The 23,551-nt window shown below is 35.7% G+C and carries 22 protein-coding genes and 1 tRNA gene; 2 read left to right on the top strand and 21 right to left on the bottom strand.

All coding sequences use genetic code 11. The features are described 5' to 3' along the window. Positions 1 to 126 precede the first annotated feature (126 nt). From EKM68_RS11795 to EKM68_RS11775, 5 genes are all read right to left on the bottom strand, one after another. Positions 127 to 1,065 (bottom strand): 3'-5' exoribonuclease YhaM family protein, encoded by a 939-nt coding sequence (locus EKM68_RS11795; RefSeq protein WP_125591015.1) that lies wholly within the window; start codon positions 1,063 to 1,065, stop codon positions 127 to 129. Continuing rightward, on the bottom strand, positions 1,058 to 3,505 hold the full coding sequence (locus EKM68_RS11790; protein ID WP_164509432.1) for an ATP-binding protein: 2,448 nt from the start codon (positions 3,503 to 3,505) through the stop codon (positions 1,058 to 1,060). The genes EKM68_RS11795 and EKM68_RS11790 overlap by 8 nt, the downstream gene beginning before the upstream one ends. Before the next feature lie 2 nt (positions 3,506 to 3,507). Continuing rightward, positions 3,508 to 4,686 (bottom strand): metallophosphoesterase family protein, encoded by a 1,179-nt coding sequence (locus tag EKM68_RS11785; protein WP_125591011.1) that lies wholly within the window; start codon positions 4,684 to 4,686, stop codon positions 3,508 to 3,510. Between the two features lie 68 nt (positions 4,687 to 4,754). After that, the gene (locus EKM68_RS11780; protein ID WP_125591009.1) at positions 4,755 to 5,099 is read right to left on the bottom strand and encodes a YlbF family regulator; all 345 of its coding nucleotides are present in this window, start codon (positions 5,097 to 5,099) and stop codon (positions 4,755 to 4,757) included. Between the two features lie 9 nt (positions 5,100 to 5,108). After that, positions 5,109 to 7,190, bottom strand: coding sequence for a PBP1A family penicillin-binding protein (locus tag EKM68_RS11775; RefSeq protein ID WP_125591007.1), 2,082 nt, complete (start codon positions 7,188 to 7,190; stop codon positions 5,109 to 5,111). An 87-nt stretch (positions 7,191 to 7,277) separates the two neighbouring features. On the opposite strand from EKM68_RS11775, the gene EKM68_RS11770 reads away from it, so the two are divergent. Next, positions 7,278 to 8,168 (top strand): RluA family pseudouridine synthase, encoded by an 891-nt coding sequence (locus EKM68_RS11770; protein ID WP_125591005.1) that lies wholly within the window; start codon positions 7,278 to 7,280, stop codon positions 8,166 to 8,168. Positions 8,169 to 8,320: 152 nt separating this feature from the next. On the opposite strand, the gene EKM68_RS11765 is transcribed toward EKM68_RS11770, so the two are convergent. The 9 genes from EKM68_RS11765 to EKM68_RS11725 form a co-directional block, all read right to left on the bottom strand. Next, positions 8,321 to 9,241 (bottom strand): prenyltransferase, encoded by a 921-nt coding sequence (locus tag EKM68_RS11765; protein WP_125591003.1) that lies wholly within the window; start codon positions 9,239 to 9,241, stop codon positions 8,321 to 8,323. An 11-nt stretch (positions 9,242 to 9,252) separates the two neighbouring features. Next, entirely contained in the window at positions 9,253 to 10,947 is a 1,695-nt protein-coding gene (argS, locus tag EKM68_RS11760; protein WP_125591000.1) for an arginine--tRNA ligase, read from the bottom strand. Positions 10,948 to 11,200: 253 nt separating this feature from the next. After that, a complete protein-coding gene (arcC, locus tag EKM68_RS11755; RefSeq protein WP_125590998.1) occupies positions 11,201 to 12,142 on the bottom strand; it encodes a carbamate kinase in 942 nt (313 codons plus the stop codon). A 53-nt stretch (positions 12,143 to 12,195) separates the two neighbouring features. Further along, a complete protein-coding gene (locus EKM68_RS11750) occupies positions 12,196 to 13,302 on the bottom strand; it encodes an aminotransferase (protein WP_125590995.1) in 1,107 nt (368 codons plus the stop codon). Between the two features lie 13 nt (positions 13,303 to 13,315). Continuing rightward, the gene (gene arcD, locus EKM68_RS11745) at positions 13,316 to 14,728 is read right to left on the bottom strand and encodes an arginine-ornithine antiporter (RefSeq protein ID WP_125590993.1); all 1,413 of its coding nucleotides are present in this window, start codon (positions 14,726 to 14,728) and stop codon (positions 13,316 to 13,318) included. A gap of 297 nt (positions 14,729 to 15,025) precedes the next feature. Further along, positions 15,026 to 16,063, bottom strand: coding sequence for an ornithine carbamoyltransferase (gene argF, locus EKM68_RS11740; RefSeq protein ID WP_125590991.1), 1,038 nt, complete (start codon positions 16,061 to 16,063; stop codon positions 15,026 to 15,028). Positions 16,064 to 16,123: 60 nt separating this feature from the next. Further along, positions 16,124 to 17,356 (bottom strand): arginine deiminase, encoded by a 1,233-nt coding sequence (arcA, locus tag EKM68_RS11735; protein WP_125590989.1) that lies wholly within the window; start codon positions 17,354 to 17,356, stop codon positions 16,124 to 16,126. Positions 17,357 to 17,921: 565 nt separating this feature from the next. Beyond that, entirely contained in the window at positions 17,922 to 18,122 is a 201-nt protein-coding gene (locus EKM68_RS11730) for a cold-shock protein (protein ID WP_025024889.1), read from the bottom strand. Positions 18,123 to 18,354: 232 nt separating this feature from the next. Beyond that, positions 18,355 to 18,828 (bottom strand): hypothetical protein, encoded by a 474-nt coding sequence (locus EKM68_RS11725; protein ID WP_125590987.1) that lies wholly within the window; start codon positions 18,826 to 18,828, stop codon positions 18,355 to 18,357. Positions 18,829 to 18,998: 170 nt separating this feature from the next. Here EKM68_RS11725 and EKM68_RS11720 point away from each other — a divergent pair. Then, positions 18,999 to 19,069, top strand: a tRNA-Gly gene (locus tag EKM68_RS11720). Between the two features lie 191 nt (positions 19,070 to 19,260). Here EKM68_RS11720 and EKM68_RS11715 read toward each other — a convergent pair. The 7 genes from EKM68_RS11715 to EKM68_RS11680 form a co-directional block, all read right to left on the bottom strand. Then, on the bottom strand, positions 19,261 to 19,455 hold the full coding sequence (locus EKM68_RS11715) for a hypothetical protein (protein ID WP_125590985.1): 195 nt from the start codon (positions 19,453 to 19,455) through the stop codon (positions 19,261 to 19,263). A gap of 265 nt (positions 19,456 to 19,720) precedes the next feature. Next, positions 19,721 to 20,095, bottom strand: a complete 375-nt coding sequence (locus tag EKM68_RS11705; protein WP_125590981.1) for a hypothetical protein — start codon at positions 20,093 to 20,095, stop codon at positions 19,721 to 19,723. Between the two features lie 85 nt (positions 20,096 to 20,180). Further along, positions 20,181 to 20,852, bottom strand: a complete 672-nt coding sequence (locus tag EKM68_RS11700) for a putative quinol monooxygenase (protein ID WP_125590979.1) — start codon at positions 20,850 to 20,852, stop codon at positions 20,181 to 20,183. Positions 20,853 to 20,872: 20 nt separating this feature from the next. Then, on the bottom strand, positions 20,873 to 21,457 hold the full coding sequence (locus EKM68_RS11695) for a sugar O-acetyltransferase (protein WP_125590977.1): 585 nt from the start codon (positions 21,455 to 21,457) through the stop codon (positions 20,873 to 20,875). Between the two features lie 143 nt (positions 21,458 to 21,600). Then, on the bottom strand, positions 21,601 to 22,320 hold the full coding sequence (locus EKM68_RS11690) for a B3/B4 domain-containing protein (RefSeq protein ID WP_125590975.1): 720 nt from the start codon (positions 22,318 to 22,320) through the stop codon (positions 21,601 to 21,603). 18 nt (positions 22,321 to 22,338) lie between these two features. Next, positions 22,339 to 22,791, bottom strand: coding sequence for a MarR family winged helix-turn-helix transcriptional regulator (locus EKM68_RS11685; RefSeq protein WP_125591021.1), 453 nt, complete (start codon positions 22,789 to 22,791; stop codon positions 22,339 to 22,341). Positions 22,792 to 22,902: 111 nt separating this feature from the next. After that, positions 22,903 to 23,427, bottom strand: a complete 525-nt coding sequence (locus EKM68_RS11680; protein ID WP_164509431.1) for a GNAT family N-acetyltransferase — start codon at positions 23,425 to 23,427, stop codon at positions 22,903 to 22,905. Between the last annotated feature and the right edge of the window lie 124 nt (positions 23,428 to 23,551).

The raw sequence follows: 23,551 nt of genomic DNA, 5'->3' as shown, positions 1-23,551 counted from the left end.
AGTGATGTTCTTTTTGTTTTAAAAGAGTACAAAAAAACTGGTATTGATTATTCATCAATACCAGAAAGTATAGAACCATTAAAAAGAGTTCGATTTCAAAATCGAGCTCTTTTTTTGTGTCTAATTTTAACTGTGTTTATAAAATGAACGATTATCCAAGCCAAAAATCCGTTCAGAGAACTTACCATTCTCTGTCTTATCCAATGCCTTGGTAATCATATTAATGCTGGCATCCATTTCATCGATACCATGTAATACCTCAGCTTCCAACAACTTAGGCCGTTCAGGTGATCCGTATTCTAGCAATCCATGATGTGATAACACCATGTGTCTCAACAGAATCATATCTTCTGATTCAAGACTGATGTCCATATCCGTAGCTGCCTTAACGATTTCTTCATCAATGATTGTTATATGCCCGAGCATATTACCTTCAAAAGTATATTCGATATCCAATCCACCTGATAATTCAATTGTCTTACCCAAGTCATGCAAACATGCTCCGGCAATAAGCAGTGCACGATTAATCTGTGGATATTGATCCGAGATCTTCTGTGCCAAGTGAACCATGCTCAAAGTATGATAAGCTAGGCCACCCTGAAAATCATGATGATTGCTTTTAGCTGCGGCGCTGGTAAAGAACTTATCATGATATTTTTTAAACAAATATCTAACGATGCGATTCCAAGCGCCATTAGTTATCTCTAAGAAGATATCTTCAAACTCGTTTTCCATATCAGCACGCTTTATTGGTGCAGTTTGAACAAACTGTGACATATCAACGGTCTCTGAGTCTAACACTCCTAACCGATTAATAATAACTTGAGGTTTACCTTGATAGACATCCCTCTTACCATCAAGTTGGACAACCGTACCTACTTTGTAGGTTTCTGCATCGTCTTCTTTAGCATCCCAATATTTACCAGGAATTTGTCCTGACTTATCCTCAAAAACTAATGACAAAAAGTTTTTACCATTTTTGGCCAATCGGAAATCTGACTTCTTGATGACTGATTCCAAGCTCATTGCTTCACCGTTTTTATAATCAATAATTTTTTTAGTCATTACTTACCTCCTCTAAATTAATAATGTGATCCCCAGGTAATTCAGTATTCAAATTGGCTGTGACATAGATAACCTGATTGTCAGCTGAAACTTCCTTAATCAACTCAAAAATACTATTTGTTCTTATTCTATCAAAATCTACAAAAGCATCGTCAATTAATATCGGCAGATCTACTAGATCTGATATTTCAATTACAAATGCCAGACGTAGAGAAATATACAATTGGACCGTTGTTGCTTTAGATAACTCATGCACATCAAACTCGACCTTATCACGACGAGTTAGCTTCAAACTGTTAGAATCAAATAAAATATCTATATAATTACCGTTCGTCAACAATTCAAAATAATGCGCCGCACGCTTCAACATCTTCGGATACCTGTTCTCAGTAGCCAAATCCAGCATTGAGTGAATCCACTTGCTAGCAAGTTTATCAGCCAACCATTCATCATATAACTCTATCATATCAGTCTCATTCTGTGCGATATCATCAATTAATTTTTGATATTCGGTATTATTGAATATTTGTTCTCGCTTGGTTTTTATTGATCCAATTTGACGATTCAAATCATTATTTTGTTGTGAAAGTGATCTGAACTCTCTCTCAATTGAGTCTAATTTATTCTGCAATTCAGTCTCACTACTGAATCTACTTAACAGTTCAATATCGTCACCAAGTATCTCTCGATCCTGCTCTAATTTATTAATGATTCCTCGTTTTTGAAGCTGTTCACTATGCAACCTCATTAAGTCATCGGTAGTACGCATAGAATATCGTTTCAAAATATTATTCAATTTGATTTGTAAATCAGATATTTGATTTAATTTATTTTGTTGCAACTGTTTGTTCTCAAGATTATTCTTTTCCATTAACTCTAATTTGGTATTGATAGCACTCAACCGTGAAAAGTAATGTTCAATATTTTCAGACAGATTATCAGACGAGTCCAGCAATCCAAAATCGTTTAGTTGCGACTTCCATTGATCCAACTTTGCATCAGTCGCATGTAAAAGTTTTTCCAAATTGTCTTGTTCCGCATTCAAATCTTGTAATTGCCGTATAACGTTTTGAAGCGCCTGTATATCTGGGACTGATAATCCCTTATAACCTTTTTTATCTAAAAATTCTAGATCATTATTATGCATTGTTGTTGTTGTTGTTTGCTGATTTTCGTGCCATGCGTAAAGTATTCCGGCGACAAAGATTAATCCGGCACCTATTCTCAATGCACCCGACATAAAAGTTGCCAAAACTAAAGCAACAAGCGATAAACCAATAATCGGCCAATTTAAGTTACGACTGTTATCTGAAGTAGTTTTTGGTGTATTTAATCGTAACAATTCGTCTTCAGTAAGTAATTGCATATTGTCATCACAGTTTCTATTCGAAGCATATAGACTATCTATTTTGACATCATTATCATTTAGTTGCTGATTAAGATTTTTTTGTTGAAACTGCAAATCACGAATCGTACTTTTTTGTGCGTTCAAATAATCAAGATCATCCTTATTGGCTTGATAATAATCACGAAACTCTTTGTCCTCATCATCAAGTTTAAACGAATTAACCTGTCCCATGTTTTGCCGTAAAGTTTGCAATTCTTGATCAAGTTGTAAGCTTTGATCCCAATCATTCCTAGAAATAGGGTTACTTAAACTGACATCGACCTGTGAGAGCTCCCGGTAAGATACAAATTTCGACCATTTTTTATTAAGACTCGATAACTCATCTCGTTGCTCAGTAATTTTTTTTAAATTTTGAGTGTTGTCAGCATATTGTTTGTTAGCTAGCTCAAGATTTTTACTAGACTTTTCATAAGCTACTTGTTGGTTTTCAAACTCTGATTTGTGTTTAACCAGTTTATCATGCTCTTCAATCCGCTCTATCAGTGGTTGCTTACGTCCACGTGCTTTGTATATCTCTTCACTAGACTTTTCTAGACTATCAGCTGTCAGTAGCCATTCTTTACTTCCAACGGCTCCTACAGCCATTATTTCAGTTTCTAACTGTTCTTCATTCAACTTGTAAATCGACATAATGCTTGTATCATTCAAAACATGACTACCAACAAAGTCTTCTTTGGTAAATCCACCAGTTATTTGTGTTATTAATGTTTCAGGCACTTGTTGATCACCACGATAAATTGTTACATCCCCACCGTTTTTTCCGTCAACTCGTCTAACGATCCAAGTAATGTTATTTTTATCAACAAATTGCAGTTCACCGCCATAATTACTGCCATTCTTTGGTTTATACTGTTGAAACTTTTCGTCACCACGTGCAGATGCAAAACCAAACAAAATACTTTGAATAAATGTTAGTAATGTTGTTTTTCCGATTTCATTATTTCCATATATAACTTGATAATCTCTATTAAAATTCCACTCGACATCGGACCACTTACCGAATCCGTATATCTTAACTTTGGTTAATTTCACGATCAGTCTCCGATGTATTTTTTATTAATTGTATTCTTAGTTAGTTCCTTAATATGTTCAATAAATTTCGGATTATCAATATGCTGACGAATTACCTCTTCGCCGAACAAACGATTGTCCATATCCTTGACATCATTAAGATCAAAAATGTCTTTTGAACTTTCATCCCAATATTTTTGATCTATCCCAATTAATTGAGGATTTCGGTCAAATTTTGTATAGATTTTATACAAAATGGTATGCGAATCAGTAACAGAAAAATGATTCAAGAGTTCATTACGTTCAATAGATCGAATCACATTTTCACCCAAATGTTGTGCACCATTTATGGTTAGAGTTATCAAGTACTTAACTTCAGTTTCATCATATTTAGCTAGAACATCAGTGATCTTGTCAAACAAACTATCAATTGTATCTGACTCATCAGCAGTAATTCCCGTTGACTTCCATACAAAAATAGAACTAGGAACAAACTTAGTATTTGTCATACCATTCTCAACATTAACCAAATAAAATCCTTTAGTTCCTAATTCATTCTGATTGCGACCTTGAGTATCACCGGCATAGATAATCATTGGATTTTTATGCAAGATTTCACGTTTGTGAATATGACCCAATGCCCAATAGTCGTAGCCTTTGGTTAATAATTCATTGACCGTGAACGGTGCATAATTGCCATCCCCAATTCCAGCATGCAGAATACCAATTTGATAGTCATAATTCCCACGAGCGGAATAATTTGCGACCATATCATCGCTAATATGATTCTGATAATAACTGAATCCAGTAATTCCAACATGTTGTCCATCACTAGCGGTCATTTCAGACGTCGTTACTTCATCTCCAAATATAGTCACATTGTCTGGCATCTTTATAACTGAAAAATCATTTCGGTAATAATCATGATTACCATAAACCAGATAAACCTTGATACCATGCTCTCTAAGTCTTTCAAATTGTCCCTGCAAATAAATTTGAGCTGATAATGTCCTCTCGGTATTGTCATATGTATCTCCGGCGAGAATCACAAAGTCTACTTCTTCAGTAACAGCAGTTTCAAAAACCTTGTCAGCAGCTGTATAGGTTGATTTCTTTAACTCTTCTTGTAATGAGTTAGAAAAATTGCTAATACTAACGAACGGCGTATCCAAATGCAGGTCAGCGGCATGTATAAATTTCATCGAATCTCCTCTTTACAAAAAGGAGCCGGGACATTAACTGTCTCAGCTCCTTTTTTAATAATTATTAATTATTTATTATCTTGATAGATTTCTGCGATTGGCTTAGAAATGATTTTGTTCAATTCTTCCATCATAGAATTCATTTTTTGTTCTTTATCCATCAAGTTTTTGATTTCATCATAGTTTTGAAGTTGATCTGTCAATTGACGCATTGCTTCGATATCGTCATCAGTGATTTCTTGACCTTGCATTTGTTTTTGTTGAAGTTCAAATTGTTTATTTTGAACCTTATCAAAAAGTTTGAAAGCCAAATCATTAGCTTTAACGGCTTCAAAAGCAAGCTTGAGATCAGCTACTTCTGTTGTCTTTCTCAAATCTTGTTCTAGTGAATTGGCGCTATCATAAATATTCATACAGTCCTCCTATTGACCAAAAAAGTTCTTAACATCATTATACCATTCTGAAGCCTTGTCTTTAACGTTATTTACTCCATCTTGGAAAGATTTAACGATATCATTACTACCATTGTTACTATTGCTATTACTGTCTTCACTTGCGATCGTGGCAGCGTCCTTTACTCCAAAACTGGTTTGATTTGTATAAGGCAAAATATTCGTCATTTCACTCTTGAATAGTGACGCAACACCATTTTCACTCACTCCATATAAGAAATGATCTTTGTCCGTATTATCAAAACCAATCCAACTGGCAACAACAATATCCGGAGTATATCCGATCATCCATTGATCCTTAGTACCAGCATAGCCATAAGAACTAGGAACTTCGGTACTACCAGTCTTACCGGCAATCTTATAACCACTAGGTTTGGCAGTCTTACCGGTACCTTCGTTGTAGACACCAAGCATCATACTAGTCATTTCTTTAGCAGTATCTTTACTGATGATCTGCTTAGTAGAATTACTGGTATTATCGACGATTACCGTCCCCGTTGAATCAACGATTTTACGAATGAAATGAGTATCTGATAACTTACCTTCATTCGCGAAGGCCGTGTAGGCACGCGCCATTTGTAGTGGTGAAACTCCTGTTTCCAACCCACCCAATGCCAGTGCCAAATTTTGATCGTTCTTGTGTACCTTAATACCAAAGTTTTCGACTGAAGATACACCCTTTTTGACTCCAATTTTATCTAATAAGGCTACCGCTGGAACATTTTCACTTTGTGCCAGAGCCTTATACATTGGAATCTCGTCTTGATATAATCCATCAGCGTTTGTTGGCGTGTACTTATTCTTACCAAAGCTAGTAACTTGATCTGGTAATTCAGAATCATAACTATAACCATTTTCAATTGCTGGCGTATATACGGCCAATGGTTTAATGGTCGATCCTGGCTGACGTTTCATTTGTGTTGCACGATTGAAACCTCTAAATGTATGTTCACCACGACCACCAACTACCGCCAGTACACCACCATTAGACGGATTAATTGCGACTGAAGCACCTTGAACTTCAGTTCCGTCGCTCGCATTAGCTGGGAACAAATAACTATTATCAAAGGAATTCTCCATTGATTTTTGAATACTTTGATCAAGTGTTGTATAGATCTTATAACCCTTATTCAAAATATCATCTTCACTAATACCATATTTATCAACTGCTTCAGCAATAACTGCATCAAAGAAAGATGGGTACTTATATGAATTACCACCATTGTAATTATTGCTTAACGTAATAGGTTGATTCTTGTAGTAACTAGCCTGTGATGACGTTAGTTTGTTGTTCTTGACCATCAAATCCAAGACCAAGTTACGACGGGACTTAGCATTAGCCATATTATCAATTGGATTATACATCGTGGAACCCTTAAGAGTACCTGCCAACACAGCTGCTTCCCCAGCGTTCAATTCACTGGCACTCTTACCAAAATACCGTTCTGAAGCATCCTGAACACCCCAGACACCATTACCAAAGTATGTATTGTTCAAATACATTGTTAGAATTGTCTTCTTTGAATATACTCGATTGATCTCAATTGACAAGAAGAGTTCCTCACCTTTACGTGAAAGTGTTTGTTTCTGTGTCAATAAAGCATTCTTAGCTAATTGTTGTGTCAATGTACTACCACCACCAGTAATGTGGTGATAAATCAAATATCCCAAAGCTGATCTAGCATAACCTTTGATACTGAATCCTGGATTAGTCCAAAAAGTTCTATCTTCAGTAGAAATAACTGCATTCTGGATATTCTCCGAGATTTTGTCTAAACTTACATATGTACCCTTGCTGGCATATAATTCACCAGCATCATCGTTATCCTTGTCTAACACTGTCGTCTTTGTTTGCAGTGAAGACTTAAGATCCTCAACATTTGCTGTTTTAGCCTGATAAGTCCAAATAGTACTTAAAACTAAAACTAGCATTAGGAAAAGTAAGATCAACCAACGTGTAAGTTGAAATCTTCTCCAGTACTTCCTGATAAAAGCCCAAGCAATTTGTAATTTTGGTTTTAACCAATCCCAAAAACCATTATTATTATTCATTGTTAATACCTCTGCTATAAAAGTAAATTTTATCACATTATATAGGTATAATTAAAATACAAAAAAATATTAAGGAGAAATTAATCAATGTATCGCCGCCAAATCAAGTATTTGAAACAAAACGAACCTGATATTACTATTCGAGAATTGTTAAAAAAATGGTTGATTCCTAAAAAATGGCAGCATTTCTTTCGAGTTCAAGAAGATGTGTTGATCAATGGCACATATCATCCTTTCAATACTATTGTAAAAAATAAAGACATTATTACCTTAAACTTTAATTTTCCACCACGTTCTGAAAATCAAACCTACTTACCTGGACACCATCCAGTGGACGTTTGTTACGAAGATGACGATATAATCGTCGTGAACAAAAAAGCTGGTATAAAATCTCATCCCAATCTCAAAGCTGAAAACGACTCATTAATGAATGACGTCGAAAATTACCTAGCACCACAGGCTCATCCTTATATGGTCCATCGAATTGATATGGAAACAAGCGGTTTAATGTTGATTTCTAAAACACCTTATCTAGTTCCAATTTTTGATCAACAATTAAGTTCCAAAACGTTGCATCGAGAATACTTGGCAATCGTGAAATTAAACGAACCAATTTCTGAAAGATCTGGAATAATTGATGATCCAATAGGATTGGATCCAAATGACAAGCGAAAACGAATGGTACGTCAAGATGGTCAAAAGGCTATAACTATATACAATGTCATAAAACAAAATAAAAAATATGCTTTATTGCAACTGAACCTGTCAACTGGACGTACTCACCAGCTAAGGGTGCACTTAAGTAACAAAAAATGGCCAATAGTTAACGATTTACTCTACAATCCTGAGCCAAAAAATGGTAATCTATTGTTGTTCGCTCATGAGTTAAATTTTATTACGCCATTTTCAGACGACATTCAGACGGTTGAAGCCGATCTACCCGACTTTATGACCGACTTCATTACCAATGAGTTGTGAGCGATAAGAAGTTTTAGGAGTGATTTTTTACACTTTCTGACAAAATAAAAGAAGCCAACCGATCCCCGACAGATCAGTTGACTTCTTTTTTTGTTTATTTCAGAAAGAAGTTTTAGGAGTGATTATTTAGGACTCTTTCTGAGGAGTTGCAACTACAGTAATGACATTAATTTATTGATAATCGCCCCGACAGCAACTAGGAATATATATGTTAGAACTAATTGAGTTACAGCTTTGATAACTAAAGGATAAGTCTGCGTTTTGACTTGTTCCTTCAGATAAGGATGGAACTTATCCCAGATTGCAGGATATAGTAGTAACACTAACAACGTAATGTAAGGTACTACTTGTAATAAAGCTAATATAGGGATTAACAAGAAGGTCAAGGCCCAACTGGCTCTAAACAAACTCAATGCATTAGTTTTTCCAATGTGGTAAACCAACGTATGACGGCCATTTTTTATGTCTGATTCTATGTCACAAGTGTTGTTACACAATTGTGCGGCAAAGATTGCAAATGTATTTGGCAAGCAGATAATTACAACATCAATTACCGAGCTAGAATCAAAGTTTCCAGTTCCAACCAATCCCAAGTAGGAATAAGTCAAGGGAATTAGAATGGATATGGCAATAGCCACCACTGCTTCTCCAAACATTGTTGAATTGAGTGGCTTCGGACCTCCTGAGTATGATAAACCGATACCGATGCAGATGACCCCGATCACCATGATCGGCCATCCGGTTCTGTATACCAGGAAAGCTCCAATTATTAATGGAAAAATGGTCAAACCGTACATCCATTTTTTGACTATTGCCAGTGATTCACGATTAATACCGATGGTACTAATTTTTTGACGATACTCTAGATCCTTTGCATTTTTGTAATCCATATAGTTATTGTGAAGATTAATAATTATATGAATAAATATAACTGCAGCAAACCCAAGTATGCCATTAATAAAATTAAAGGTATTAAATTTTAAATATGAATAACTTATAGCAAGGACAAACCACGCAAGATCGAGAACTGTAGTTTTTATTTCAGATAATTCAACAAATAGTTTTCGATTCAAGTTGCGCTACCTTACATTTCTTCTGGTGCTTTAACACCTAATAAGTTTAGTGATTCTTGAAGGACGGTTGTTACTGACTTAACAAGAGCTAATCTTGCGTTCAAACCAGCATCTTCGTTAAGAATCTTGCTGTGTGCATAGTATTGATTAAAACTCTTAGCAAGCTTTAGTGAGTACTTGGCAATCACTGATGGTTCGTAGATACGACCGGCACGTTTGATAACTTCTGGGAATTGTTGTAACAACTTGATTGTATCCCATGCTTCAGGATCAGCTAGTGACAAATTGTCTGCATCAGCATAATCAAGATTTGCGGCCTTTCTCAAGATACTCAATGCACGGGCATTTGTATATTGAACATAAGGACCAGTTTCACCTTCGAAACGAACAACTTCTTCAAGATTAAAATCAAAGCTATCACGTCTCTCATTCTTAAGATCATGGAAGACAACCGCACCAACACCGACTGCTTCGGCAACGTCATCTTTATTCTTAAGATCTGGATTCTTTTCGTTGATTTGTTTTTTAGCTAAGTCAACAGCATCTTGTAAAACATCTTCTAGTAAGATAACTCTACCCTGACGTGTTGAAAGTTTCTTACCGCCAGTTGTGATAAGACCAAATTCGATATGTGTAATATCGTCTGACCAGTCATAACCCATTTTTTTCAACACAAGTTTAAGCTTCTTGAAATGTTCACTTTGTTCGCTACCAACGACATATAATGACTTAACAAAGTCAAATGTGTCTTTACGATACTTAGCGGCAGCCAAGTCACGAGTGATATATAATGTTGCACCGTCAGTTTTTCTGATCAAGGCAGGTGATAGATCATGGTCTGATAGATCAACGATTTCAGCACCGCGACTCTCTTCCAATAATCCCTTTTCTCTCAAAGTATCAACAATGGCATCCATCTTGTCATTATAGAATGATTCACCAGTATAGTGGTCAAATGTAACACCTAAACGATCATATATACGATTGAATTCTTTAAGTGACAATTCCTTGAACCATGCCCATAACTTAAGAGCTTCTTCATCGCCATCTTCCATCTTCTTGAACCAAGCACGCGCTTCGTCATCCAGTTCAGGTTTGTCTTCTGCTTCCTTATGGAAACGAACGTAATATTTCAATAGATTGTTGATAGGATCAGCTTCAACATCGGCTTCTGAACCCCACATTTTGTAACCAACAATCAACTTACCAAATTGTGTACCCCAGTCACCCAAGTGATTGATTTTAACTGGTTGATAGTTTAATTTCTTTTCGATTTTTGCAACTGAGTTACCAATAACTGTTGAACGCAAGTGACCCATTGACATAGGTTTAGCGATATTAGGCGATGACATGTCGATAGGAACGTTTCTGCCCTTACCTTCATCTTGGTTACCATAGTCTGCTTTATCGTTGATAACAGCGTGTAATACGTCGTTTGAGAACGCACTCTTATCCAAGAAGAAGTTAATGTATGCACCTGTATTAACTACTTTTTCAAATCCAGCTTGATCTATCTTGCCAACTAAATCTTCAGCAATCATGTTTGGAGCCTTATGTAATGACTTAGCTAAGATAAATGTTGGAAAAGCATAATCACCTAAATCTGATGTCTTAGGTTTCTCAATTAATTTTTGTACTTGTTCTTCTGTTATTTCATCAGGTAAAACCTTAAGTAATGCATCAACTACCAATTTCTTTGAATCCATATTTTCCTCCTCTGGATAAAAAAAACGCCTCTTTCAATAAACTACTTCATTGAAAGAGACGAGATTTCCCGCGGTACCACTCTAATTGATTAATATCCACTCATTAATTAACTTATTTAATTGTAAAGAAAGTGCGACTTAATCTTCGAATCGATCAGCTCTCACCAATACCTGATCTCGCTTAGAATCTACCGACTAATTAATCCTTCTTTTGCAAAAACATGATAGCATATTATTTTTACAATAACAATACTTATTTGTGAATAACAGTTCCTTTATCACCTTCGATAATTTCTTTAACATCCTCAAGAGCACCGATAACAGCTGGTTTGCCAGTTGCTTGTACAAAACTAACAGCAGCTTTAACTTTTGGCATCATGCTACCCTTAGCAAACTCATTACGATCGATATGTTCTTGTACTTCGTCAGCTGTAACGTCAAAGATTTCTTCTTGGTTAGGCTTGCCAAAGTTGTAGAATACTCCACCAACTGATGTAAGGATGATCAACTTATCAGCATTAACAAGTTGAGCAATCTTTGATGCTCCGAAGTCTTTATCAATAACGGCTTCTTTACCAATTAATTGGTCTCCGTCTTTAACAACAGGGATACCACCACCACCAGCAACGATAGGAATCACGCCGGCTTCAGCAATAGCTTTGATAGCTGGATATTCGTTGATCTCAACAGGCTTTGGTGATGGAACAACACGTCTGTATCCACGACCAGCATCTTCAATGATACTCCAGTCTGGATGGTCTTCTTTAAGTTGTGCTACTTCTTCTTCTTTGTAGAAAGGACCGATTGGCTTTGAAGGATCGCCAAAGGCTGGATCGTCTTTGTCAACGATTGTTTGTGTGATCAAAGTAACAACTTGTTTGTCGATACCATTCTTCAACATAACTTCCTTCATAGCATTTTGGAACCAGTAACCAATGCTACCTTCTGTCATGGCACCACATGTGTCAAGTGGAAGTGCAGGGTTCTTTTTGCTGTCAGCGGCAGCTTGTTGTAATAATAGGTTACCAACTTGTGGGCCATTTCCGTGAGTTATGATCAATTCTTGACCATTCTTAACGAATTCTACTAATGATTCACAAGTCTTCTTTACAGCGGCTTGTTGAGCTTCTGCACTAGCGTCTGAACTTAAAATGGCATTTCCACCCAATGCAACTACTATACGTTCTTTTGTCATTATAAAATCTCTCCTCAGAAATTAATTGATTTTTTATGATAGAGTTTTCACTCTTAATTCTTTTCTAGATAATCTCCTAAAACTTCTAAACCTTTTTTAAGTGTTTCTGTTGGAGCACAGTAACCTAATCGAGCATGACCTGGAACGTCGAAAGCTTCGCCAGGTACTAATAGCACACCTGTATCCTTCAATAAGTCTCGACAGAAATCAATACTAGATTTCTTTGTGTCCATCTTAATGAATGATGTTGAAACTCCATTAGGAAATACGCAACTAACCTTAGGAGTACGTTCAACCCAATCCTTGAATATCTTTAAATTATCGAGCACAATTTTCTTATTACGAGCAAGAACCTTGTCTCTATTTTGCAATACTAGACAAGCGGCTTGGTCACTAAAGACACCAGAACAAATCATCGTGTAATCACGATATTTTCTGAATAAATCAGCCAATTCACTGTTAGTTGCAGTCCAACCAACACGAATTCCAGGCATTGAATATGTCTTAGATAATGAATTAGTTGAAATACCCTTGTCATACAAATCGATGATTGGAGCAAAATCAACTGAATCATCAAATGGTAGATAAACTTCATCCACAAGGACATATGCACCAACGGTCTTAGCAACTTCAACAACTTGTTCCATAAACTTACGGTCCAAAATTGTACCAGTTGGATTATTGGCATTATTGATGCAGATCATCTTAGTATTTGGACGAATCATCTTCTTCAAATCTTCGATGTCCGGATACCAGTTGTCTTCTTCATGTAGCTTCCAAAAACTAACGTCAGCACCCAATGACTTAGGTATGTCATATAGTTGTTGATAACTTGGATAAACGCTGATAACGTGATCTCCTGGCTCTATTAAGGAATAGATAGCCAACATATTGGCGCCAGTAGCACCATTTGTTTGTAAAACATTGTCGGGGTCAACATTCTTATATAACTTACTTACTTCTTTTTTAAAGGTTGGTGATCCTTCGATCCAACCATAATTCATCTTTTGTTGGTCTAATTCACCATAAACATCAGAATCAGCTAACTTAACTAATTCATTCATTGAGAATGATGTGATTGTACTCTGAGCCAAATCGTACTTAGCTTCACGTTCATGCACATTGAGCCAACCTTCGACACCAAATTCAGGTATTTTCATTCTTTACACTCTCCTAAATTGAAACTTTCCCAGTTGCGACCATAACAATACTTGCGACTGCAAAGATCACAAGAAGAATTGAGTAAATAACTTCAGCTTTAGTTAATTTTCCGCCATCAATATTAAATTCTTGTTTAGCTTTGTAATAGAAATAAATTCCGGGAATGTATCCAATACATACAAGCATCAAGAAGTGAACACCAGCCAAGATAATAGCAAAGATCTGGAAGCCAGCTGCGAAAATACCGATCCACATTTGTTTCATATCTTTGTTTTGATATGAGAACTTGATTTGGAACAAACCAACGAAGATGTAACAAACAACGATAGCAGCTGTACATAGTGATAAGGCAAAGTTATAAGCCTCTTGTGAGAACAAGAGAATAAATAGGAAAATTTGAATAAGTGCAGCAGTCAAAATAAGTGAAAATGTAGGTGCACCATTCTTATTCTTCTTACCAAAGTATGATGGCAAGAGTTTTTCCTCAGCCATAAGCATTGTTGTATCAGCTGGTAACATTGTCCATGATAACCATGAACCTAAAATAGCAATAATCAAACCGATAGCGATAAAGATACCGCCCCATTTTCCGACCATGTCTTGGAAAATATAAAGCATAGCAGGTTGGTTGATTTTAGCCAATTGAGTTTGTGTCATGTAACCATAAGGTAAAACTGATGCTAATACATAAATTACTAACAAACTGATAATACCAATAATAGTAGCTTTACCAGCGTCTTTTTTACTCTCGGCACGTGATGAAAGCATACTTGCACCTTCAACACCAACGAACACCCACATCATGATCATTAAACATGATTTGAATTGTGTCCAGGTATTGTCACCGCCAGCCACACTAGAAGCAACATTGCTCCAGAAGTGAGCTGTGAACATTCCGCCTTTGAAGACGAAAATAGCTACGATAATAAATGCAAATAGAGGAATCAACTTACAAATAGTAACAATTGTATTCATAGCCGCAGCTGATTCAACACCACGGTTAACGATATAAGTCAAAATCCATGAAACGATACTTGCGACAATAATTGATGGAACATTTTGTCCGCCAGCGAATACTTTGAAGAAGTATCCGAGTGAACTCATCAAAACTGTTGCGAAGGCAACGTTTCCTAGCCAGGCACTTAGCCAATATCCCCAACCACTTACGAATCCAGCAAAGTTACCGAATCCTGCTTGAGCATATGCGTGAATACCTTCAGCTTCAGGTTTCTTCAATAATAAATTATTTAATGACATAGCTAGCATTAAAATACCGAATCCAACTACGACCCATGCTAGCAATACAGGACCAGGTGCGGCCCCCCCTGCTAATGAACTAGTTAGTGTAAATACACCAGAACCGATTGAACTAGTAACTACGGCAGCTGTAAGAGCGCCTAGTGATAATCCCTTTTTTTCTTCCATATTATTCATTCTCTCTAATTTTTAGAATTGGAATAGGAGTTCACAAAGCATGCCAACTGCATTTACTGCGATAATAATAATCCACTACGTGAAACGGTTATTAATCGCAATAATGATCCGTGACTAATTACTTTGTTTCACTCTGTTAAATAATGAGAGTTTTTACACTCAACATCTTAAATAGGTTACGGAGAGACAACTTCCTCAGTTTATTTAGAAGTCCCCATCTCTCTTTTACCCTCTGTTTTAAAGCAAAAAAGAGCCAACCCATTAGATTAGCTCTTCTTCAATAACTAATTAAGCCTTAGGAATGAACAAGTTACCTAGAGTTGCTGCCATAATGGCCTTGATGGAGTGCATTCTGTTTTCTGCTTCTTCGAATTGACGAGCATACTTGCTTCTGAATACTTCATCTGTTACTTCCATTTCTGTTAAACCATACTTAGCATTGATATCTTTACCGTATTGAGTAGTGATATCGTGGAAAGCTGGTAAGCAGTGCATAAAGATTACTTGATCATCTGGTAATCCAGTCTTCTTCATCATATCCATATTTACTTGATATGGTTTTAGAAGTTTGATTCTTTCGTCCCATTGATCTTCTTCACCCATTGATACCCATACATCAGTATAGATAACGTTTGAGCCTTTAACACCCTTGTCGATGTCATCTGTGATCAAGAACTTGCTACCTGATTTGTCGGCATATCCTTGAGCAGTCTTAACAACGTCGTCGTCTGGGAATAATTCCTTAGGGGCAACAATGTGGATATTAACACCAAGCATTGAACCTGTAACTAACAAACTGTTAGCCATGTTGTTACGTCCATCACCAACGAATGTCAATGTCTTACCTTGAAGTGTACCGAATGTTTCCTTCATAGTCATGAAATCAGCAATCATTTGTGTTGGGTGCCATTCATCAGTTAAACCATTCCAAACAGGAACGCCTGAGTATTTAGCAAGATCTTCAACAACTTGTTGGCTGAATCCTCTAAATTCGATTCCGTCAAACATGCTACCAAGAACAATAGCTGTATCTTCAACACTTTCCTTTTTACCAAGTTGAATATCGTTAGAACCCAAGAATTCTGGGTGTGCACCTAAGTCAATTGAAGCTGTAGTAAATGCTGAACGTGTACGAGTTGAATTCTTTTCAAATAGAAGAGCAATGTTCTTGCCTTCAAGATATTTGTGAGGAATACCTTGTTTCTTAAGTGCCTTCAAGTGGATACCGAAGTCAATAAGATATTCTAGTTCAGCTGGTGTAAAGTATTTTTCTGCTAAAAGGCTTCTGCCTTGAAATACTGATGTTTCTTTTCCTTGATAATCCAAATTAGTGTCCTCCTAAACTGCATGAGGTTTGCAGTCTAATATTAAATTTTTAATTTATTATTATTTAAGATCTTCACGAACTAATGGCATACTCATGCAACGAGGGCCCCCACGACCACGTGATAATTCACTTGATATTGTCTCCAATACCTTCAAGCCGTGTTGTCTTAGCATTTCGTTTGAAACATAGTTTCTATCATATGTAACAACAACACCAGGTGCAATTGCTAATGTGTTAGAACCATCATTCCATTGTTCTCTAGGAGCAACGATTGGATCACCGTTACCTGTTGGGATCAAATCTAAGTCATCAAGACCAAGAGCGCTCTTAAGAGTAGCCTTTAGATCTTGGTTGTGTTCCATAGTTAGGTCGCCATCTTTACCTGGATGAATTGTCCATGTATCAATCTTGCCACCTTCGCCAAGGATTCCTGGGTGAACTGTAAATTGATCTGTATTGATCATTGTAAATACAGTATCCAAATGCATCATAGCGTGGTTATGAGGAATTGAGATAGCAATAACTGTGTCAAAGCCACTGTCTTCCTTGAACAAGTTTCTAGCAATATCTTGAATAGCAGTTGCTGATGTTCTTTGAGAAACACCAATTGCTAATACGTGATTGCTCAATACAAGTTCATCTCCACCTTCGATACGGTGTGTGTGATCTCTATTGCGCCATACTGTTAAGCCTTTGTTAGCAAAACGTGGGTGGTGAGCAATAATTGTTTCCATAAACATTGATTCACGTTGTCTAGCAGCGAATGTCATATGGTTGATACTTAATCCATCACCGATTGAGGCTGCAGGGTCACGTGTAAAGTATGCATTAGGCATAGGATCCATAAAGAATGGATAATCAGGGTCTTCAGCAGCACTGACTAGATCTGTCGGGGTAAAGTCAATTTCGTTTCTGCGAACTCCTGCGAATAATTTGTTAACCATTGCTTGTGTATCAAGACTCATCAAGTATTCCTTTAATGCGTCATGATCAGCACCTACTGCGTAACCAGATTCTGCAAGCATTTTGTCAAGAAATGAACTCTTAACATTTCCGGCATCGATAGCTTCTGCTGCCAAGTTTTCTAGATAGAGAACTTCTGTTCCGTTATCACGTAAAATTTGGGCAAAATTGTCATGCTCTTTTTGAGCAATTGGCAAATATGGGATGTCATCGAACAATAGTCGGGGCATTGTGTCGGGTGTAATGTTTTCAACTTCCTCAGCGGGACGTTTCAACATTACTACATCTAGTTTGCCAATTTCAGATGTAACATGAATTGGTTTAGTCATAAAAAATCACTCCTTATTTGTATTCCGTTACCAGTACTCACAATATAATACTAAGATTGACTTTGCAAGCGATTTCACAACTTTTTCATATATTTATTTATTTTCTAATATTTTAACCTCCCCTTAATCGGCGTCAACAGTGACAACGGTTGCATAAAATTAGAAAGGGTTTAAGACAGATTTAATTTTATCCATTTACAAAACCAACAGCAAAATTTTATAAACGTTTTCAGAAATGATGATTTTTTGTAAAAAATTGCTATAATACGGCTGTTTTACAAAAAAAGGAACCTTCCGAAAATTCGAAAGATTCCTTTATTTTTTATTATTAATTAATTTATCACGCAGAACGAATACCTCACCTAAAATGTCGCCGCCAATTGAACCAATCAATGATCCTAGTTTAGTTTGAAATTTAAACATGATTAATCGCCCTCTCAGAAATGTTTTATGAAACCCATATGTCTGTTACATCTTATCGATGATTTACAATGAAAGCAAATTTAACGCACAAAATTAGGCAAAAAAAAGACAGCCTCTGAGGAGACTGTCTTTAAAACGTTAATTAGTTCTTTGTAACGTTTGTAGCTTGTGGTCCACGATCGCTGTCTTCTACATCGAAAGTAACGTGTTGGCCTTCGTCCAATGTCTTGAAGCCGTCACCTTGGATAGCTGAGAAATGTACGAATACATCACTACCATCTTCGCGAGTAATAAAACCAAAGCCTTTATCTGCATTAAACCATTTAACTGTTCCGTTTTCCATTATGAATGAAACCTCCGCGCTGTGCGCATTTTATTTTTGCATTTAAAGTAAAGCTCAGAAATTCATTCATGAATGTGAAATGAAACCTACACTTAACTACTAACACAATGCAATAACTATACTTCATAAATTAGATAATAGCAATGGTTAACGCTTAAAAAATTAAAAAAATAAAAAATGATCGTAAAACACTGATAAATTTCGGCGTTTTCGACCATTTTCCAATGAATTACTATTTAGCGTTCTTTTGAACCTCTGCTATAGCCTTCTTGTGACTACCTTGATAGAGTTTCCACTTCTTACCATCAGGAGATTTGATTGTTGTTTTACCAACTTTAACGAAATTCCATTCAAAGTCAGGTTCAGCAATAATTCTGAATCCATCAATTTTGAATTTCTTAGCATTCTTCTTGTTCATAACAAGCTTAGCTTTTTGGAAGTTAGTAATTGTCTTCTTTGAGCCATCTTTATTTACACGAACATATTGAACCTTCTTGTTATCTTTACCAGTAAAGAATGTAACATATTCGTTTTTATTGTTCTTACTTACACCAACATAGTCGTGACCTTTGATCTCCGCTTTAGTGATCTTGTCAGCAGAATATTGTTGAGTTTGGCTTGTGCTAGAATTTGAACAACCAGTTGCTACGGTTGCAACACCCATTAGCGAAACAGTTGCTAATAATGTAACTAGTGCTTTTTTCATATTTCAATCTCCTTGAAAAACTTTTCTTAATAAATACTAACATCCTTGATTCTATGGTAATACCGCTTAAAAATCAATTTATATTACAAGTTTAAAGTACAAATTTAAGTAATCTTTATCATTCTGTAATATTTTGTTGTATAATTATAAGTTGTTGACAAGCAACAAATGCGAACTTAGTTTAATGGTAAAATGCCAGCTTCCCAAGCTAGTGTCGCGAGTTCGATTCTCGTAGTTCGCTTCTAAATTATCCACCTTCCCTTAAATCATTGCGATTTGAGGGATTTTTTTGTAAACAAATAGCGCACGATCAATTACTATTTTTGATCATACGCTATTTATTTGTAATCAAGATTAACTTGCAGGATTAAATATACCTGATTAATGTAAGCGTGAATACTACCAATTTGATATATTTTTGTATTTAATTATTTATCGCTTTAATTCAACATTCTTAAGTTTGGGTTCTAATTCCTTAAACAATAATTTTACATTGTCAGGCGTACTTTTTTTGAAAGTAATTCTCTGATAAAAATCATCACGTGGATACTCAACTTCATCTACCCAAGGCAATATCTTACTTGTGAATATTTGAATTTCTTTTGGTGATTTTGCCATTATATCCATAATCCAACATCTCCTTAACAATATTTAAAAGATCCTTATCAATAACTGTGTCTTCGTTAACTTCTACCTCTGCGACTAACTCGTTAATCGAGTTACCGTATAACATTCCATTATAAGCATCTACGCTAATATTAAGTAAGAATGACGGGTCAACAAAGCTTTGATTTTTTACATATCTAATCAAAGGCACATCAATTACATTCTTGGCTCTATCAAAGTCATTATACTTGCTCAAATTATTATTGTATAGATTTTTAGCCGCATCTCAATGCTTCTTATGCACCAATTCATGAATCAATATGCCTCTGAAATTACGGGCTGCGAAATATCCATCACTAAGCATTTCCTCAACTATGTCATCTGCATATAACTTGTTATTGATAAAAATAGTATCTGATGTTTTATCATAAGCTGAAAAACTGTCTTTGGGCATTTGAGAACCCCTGACAATTACAATTCTAGGTATTTCGTATCCAGATATGTCTTTCAAAGCCGTACTTAATATTTTAAACACTTCTCGCGACTTCTGGTTATTTTTTTGAATCCAAATATCATAGTTATTAGTCCTAGCTCTATGAGCTCGAATCAGCTGTTTATCCAATTTGAACATTCTAGACTTGGACATCATATCAAATTTCACGTAAACACTTTCTCCTTAAATAACTCTTCCAATACAAAATTACGTAAAAAAATAACGATCCATCTCAAAAGATGAATCGTTGTTTTTATTTTTCAAATGAAATATGACCTTGATTTACTAACACATCGGGACGTAGCTTGATTGAATCTTGAGTTTTAACCATTCCTTGAATATCCTGATTAAACTTTTGAAAATGAATACTTTGACAATGTTCTGCATAACTCGTTGTATTTTTATATACTTCAAACAATACTATCTTATTGGATTCATCATTAACTTGACCAACATAAGTCACAAATAGTCCTGTATCGGATAATTTAGAATGCTTAACTTCATTCTTCAATAGAGTCAAATATTCTGTGATTTTTGACATATCAACATCTACTTCTGTCAGGTTGATATGTATAGCATTTGGAATCACTTCATGCAAAGAAGGTCCTTGTTCAACAAGTAATATCGGCATTAAAGGTATGACCGATTGTTCAATTACAGCTTGTCCAGCAACTGATCTAAATGCCCTAAACTGCTCAGAATTAGCATGGGTTTGATAACTATCTTGATCTCTATAAAGTTCAAGTACTCGGTTATCTACCCCATCATTATCCAAATGACTAGTATACATTGCTAGTGTTCCTGGTTCTTTTTTGATTGAAGTCAGTAAATTTTGTTGGCCAACTTTTACGAATACACTTCTTTTGTCAGCCTTAATGCGTAATTTAAATAATCTAAATAATGGTATCGAAGTTAATTTTGCCATTTATCTGACTCCTTTGATATTTAATTTAAAGGTTTAAGAGATCTGATTGTTTTGGCAGGAACACCACCAATAACAATATTATCAGGAACATCATTGGTAACTACTGCACCAGCGCCAACAATAACATTGTTTCCGATTCTTACACCACCAATAATAGTAACATTACCACCGATCCAAACATCATTACCAATGGTAATCGGTTTGGTATATGTTATTAGATACTTACTTCCATCAGATCGTGTGCCAAATCGCTGTGTAGCATCCAACGAATGCGCACCACAATATAATTTTGTGTCTGGAGCAATAATTACGCGATTGCCTAATGTGATCAAATTTGAATCTTGGAACGTGCAGTTGCCATTTATGAAAACATCATCACCGACGTTAATATGATTGCCATAGACTGCGCTAAATAGTCCATTTATAGTCAACCTCTTACCAGATTTACCAAATAACTTTTGAATAGCATCTGAGCGCTGTTCTATATCAGTTGATGTATTAATCACTCGCAGTAATTCCTTACCACGTTTGATCATCCCCTGAAGTTCTGAATCTCGATAATCGTAATTTTGACCTGCTAATAGTTTTTCATGTTCAGTCATCATTTAAATAATTCTCCTTCAAATTCAATCGTTGAAAACATCATACGAGCCGGTGTAAACAATGTAAAATGCTTAATTACTATTCAATATCATGCTTCTTACGTATGATCAAAAAAACGATTCATCTCAAAGGATGAATCGTAATTTTAATATTCAACTGTAGCACTCTGATTTTCAACATTTAACTTTTGAATTTTACCATCTATTTTAAAATATCCATCAGTTAATTCCTTCAACTTATTGATGGCTTCATCAGCACGTTTTGCTTGAACAGCATTGATTGATTCAATAACCATTACGGCATTCTTGGTATCTTCAGTCAGCATAGTTCTTTGTGCTTCACGCCAGTTCAAGCAACGACAGATGGCACCAGTATTATCATAATAAATTATTTCGCCTTCGAGCGCTGGAGAATCTTCATCGGCACCAAGTGGTTTAAATGACTCTCCACCTTTTGCCATACCTAGATGAAGATCTCCATTCATCTTCTCTAAGTCTTCACCACCACAAGGTGCAGCGAATTCCAAAGAAATACTATTATAGATGTCAACTAACGGATTAATAGGTGAAAACTCTTTGCCTTGATCAACACGCTTCAATAATGCCTCAATCGATGAACGCGCACCTTTTTTAGTCTTAAATTTATGCAGTGCCTCACGCCATTCATCGACGACTGGATTCAATCTGAATGTATCGTCTTGCAAAAATTTATGTGCTTCTTTAGAAGCATCCTTTAATAGCCCTGCAAAATATGGATCATCTTTTTCATCTACTGTATTGTCAATCTTATTCAAAGTTAAAATATTGATTTGTCCTTCTGGAAATAAATTCCAAAACTCTTTGTCTATAATTACCTGTTTCTCCAAAATAAATCCTCCAAAAATTTAATAGTTTCTTTTATGTCCAGCTTTAACGTATTCCCAATCGTCAGAAATGTTTAATTCAACTTTAAGCAATAAGTCGCCTAATTGCTTCTGTTCTTCCTCTGATAAACCTTTGAGCGCGACTAAATTTGAATATTCATTCTCTCGAATAATAAAAGGATACACTTCTCTTCCTTTATCAGTTGGAAAAATCAGTCTTATTTTTTTATTAGTCACATCACTTCGGCGTTCAATCATGCCATTTTTTTCTAACTTTTGAACTGCACGAGCTGCCGTCGTCTTGTCTACTTTAATTAGACTTGCCAGTTGTTCCAAGATAATTCCCGGATTCTCACATATCCGCACCAGATATAAGTATTGTCCTCGAGTCAGATCAACCTCTTTGAACTCAATATTACTAATGGAATCTAATGCCCTAGCAATTATACCGATTGGCCTCAAGATATCACCCAACGATTCACCTTCCATCTATTATTTATTAAAATGAATATACTTATTCTAAAATATTTTAGTTGCAAATACAACATAATAATGAAAATAAAAGTGTGAATCATTTTTCACACCCTAATTCAATTCCATATTCAAAACATAGTCGGTTTGATCGGCATCTCCCATATGAAAAACATGTGAACTAACTTTTTTGAATCCCATTCTAGTATAGAAGCTTAGTGCACGATCATTATGTTCCCAAACTCCTAAGCAGATACTGGTTCTATTTTTATCCCTCGCCTCTTGAACAGCTTTATCGAACAATATCTTGCCGAATCCATGCCGATAATACTCTCTCAATACATAGATTCTCTGAAGCTCCATATTTCCATCTTCAGAATTATATCCCAAAGTATTCATACCAAAGTTAAGTTTTAAGTATGCTACTGGTTCATTATTGAACATTAAAAAGTAAAACTCGGAGTTCGATTCTCGGAGTTCGCTTCCTAATACTTCATCATTGTATGATCTTTCAAGATATTCATTGACGTGTTCATCTGTATTATAGGAACCAAAAGTTTCAGCAAACGTTTTGCGACTGATTTTTTGTAATGCCTGTAAATCCTCTATTGTACATCGATGTATCTTTATATCCTCCATAATTCTGCCTGCCATTTAATTAATAATTAAATCTTAGCAGAAAAGTTATGTTACCGTCCATAAGATAAAAAAGAAGCTATCGGTATTTAACCGATGGCTTCAAATGAACTTGTGTTTAACAGAC

Source organism: Companilactobacillus jidongensis, from assembly GCF_003946575.1.
GTDB lineage: Bacteria > Bacillota > Bacilli > Lactobacillales > Lactobacillaceae > Companilactobacillus > Companilactobacillus jidongensis.
This window is presented reverse-complemented; position numbering and strand designations above follow the sequence as displayed.

Coding starts and splice junctions, on each gene's coding strand:
- EKM68_RS11795 (WP_125591015.1), bottom strand. CDS start 1,065: ATGACTAAAAAAATTATTGATTATAAAAACGGTGAAGCAATGAGCTTG.
- EKM68_RS11785 (WP_125591011.1), bottom strand. CDS start 4,686: ATGAAATTTATACATGCCGCTGACCTGCATTTGGATACGCCGTTCGTT.
- EKM68_RS11780 (WP_125591009.1), bottom strand. CDS start 5,099: ATGAATATTTATGATAGCGCCAATTCACTAGAACAAGATTTGAGAAAG.
- EKM68_RS11775 (WP_125591007.1), bottom strand. CDS start 7,190: ATGAATAATAATAATGGTTTTTGGGATTGGTTAAAACCAAAATTACAA.
- EKM68_RS11770 (WP_125591005.1), top strand. CDS start 7,278: ATGTATCGCCGCCAAATCAAGTATTTGAAACAAAACGAACCTGATATT.
- argS (WP_125591000.1), bottom strand. CDS start 10,947: ATGGATTCAAAGAAATTGGTAGTTGATGCATTACTTAAGGTTTTACCT.
- arcC (WP_125590998.1), bottom strand. CDS start 12,142: ATGACAAAAGAACGTATAGTAGTTGCATTGGGTGGAAATGCCATTTTA.
- EKM68_RS11750 (WP_125590995.1), bottom strand. CDS start 13,302: ATGAAAATACCTGAATTTGGTGTCGAAGGTTGGCTCAATGTGCATGAA.
- arcD (WP_125590993.1), bottom strand. CDS start 14,728: ATGGAAGAAAAAAAGGGATTATCACTAGGCGCTCTTACAGCTGCCGTA.
- arcA (WP_125590989.1), bottom strand. CDS start 17,356: ATGACTAAACCAATTCATGTTACATCTGAAATTGGCAAACTAGATGTA.
- EKM68_RS11730 (WP_025024889.1), bottom strand. CDS start 18,122: ATGGAAAACGGAACAGTTAAATGGTTTAATGCAGATAAAGGCTTTGGT.
- EKM68_RS11725 (WP_125590987.1), bottom strand. CDS start 18,828: ATGAAAAAAGCACTAGTTACATTATTAGCAACTGTTTCGCTAATGGGT.
- EKM68_RS11715 (WP_125590985.1), bottom strand. CDS start 19,455: ATGGATATAATGGCAAAATCACCAAAAGAAATTCAAATATTCACAAGT.
- EKM68_RS11700 (WP_125590979.1), bottom strand. CDS start 20,852: ATGGCAAAATTAACTTCGATACCATTATTTAGATTATTTAAATTACGC.
- EKM68_RS11695 (WP_125590977.1), bottom strand. CDS start 21,457: ATGATGACTGAACATGAAAAACTATTAGCAGGTCAAAATTACGATTAT.
- EKM68_RS11680 (WP_164509431.1), bottom strand. CDS start 23,427: ATGGAGGATATAAAGATACATCGATGTACAATAGAGGATTTACAGGCA.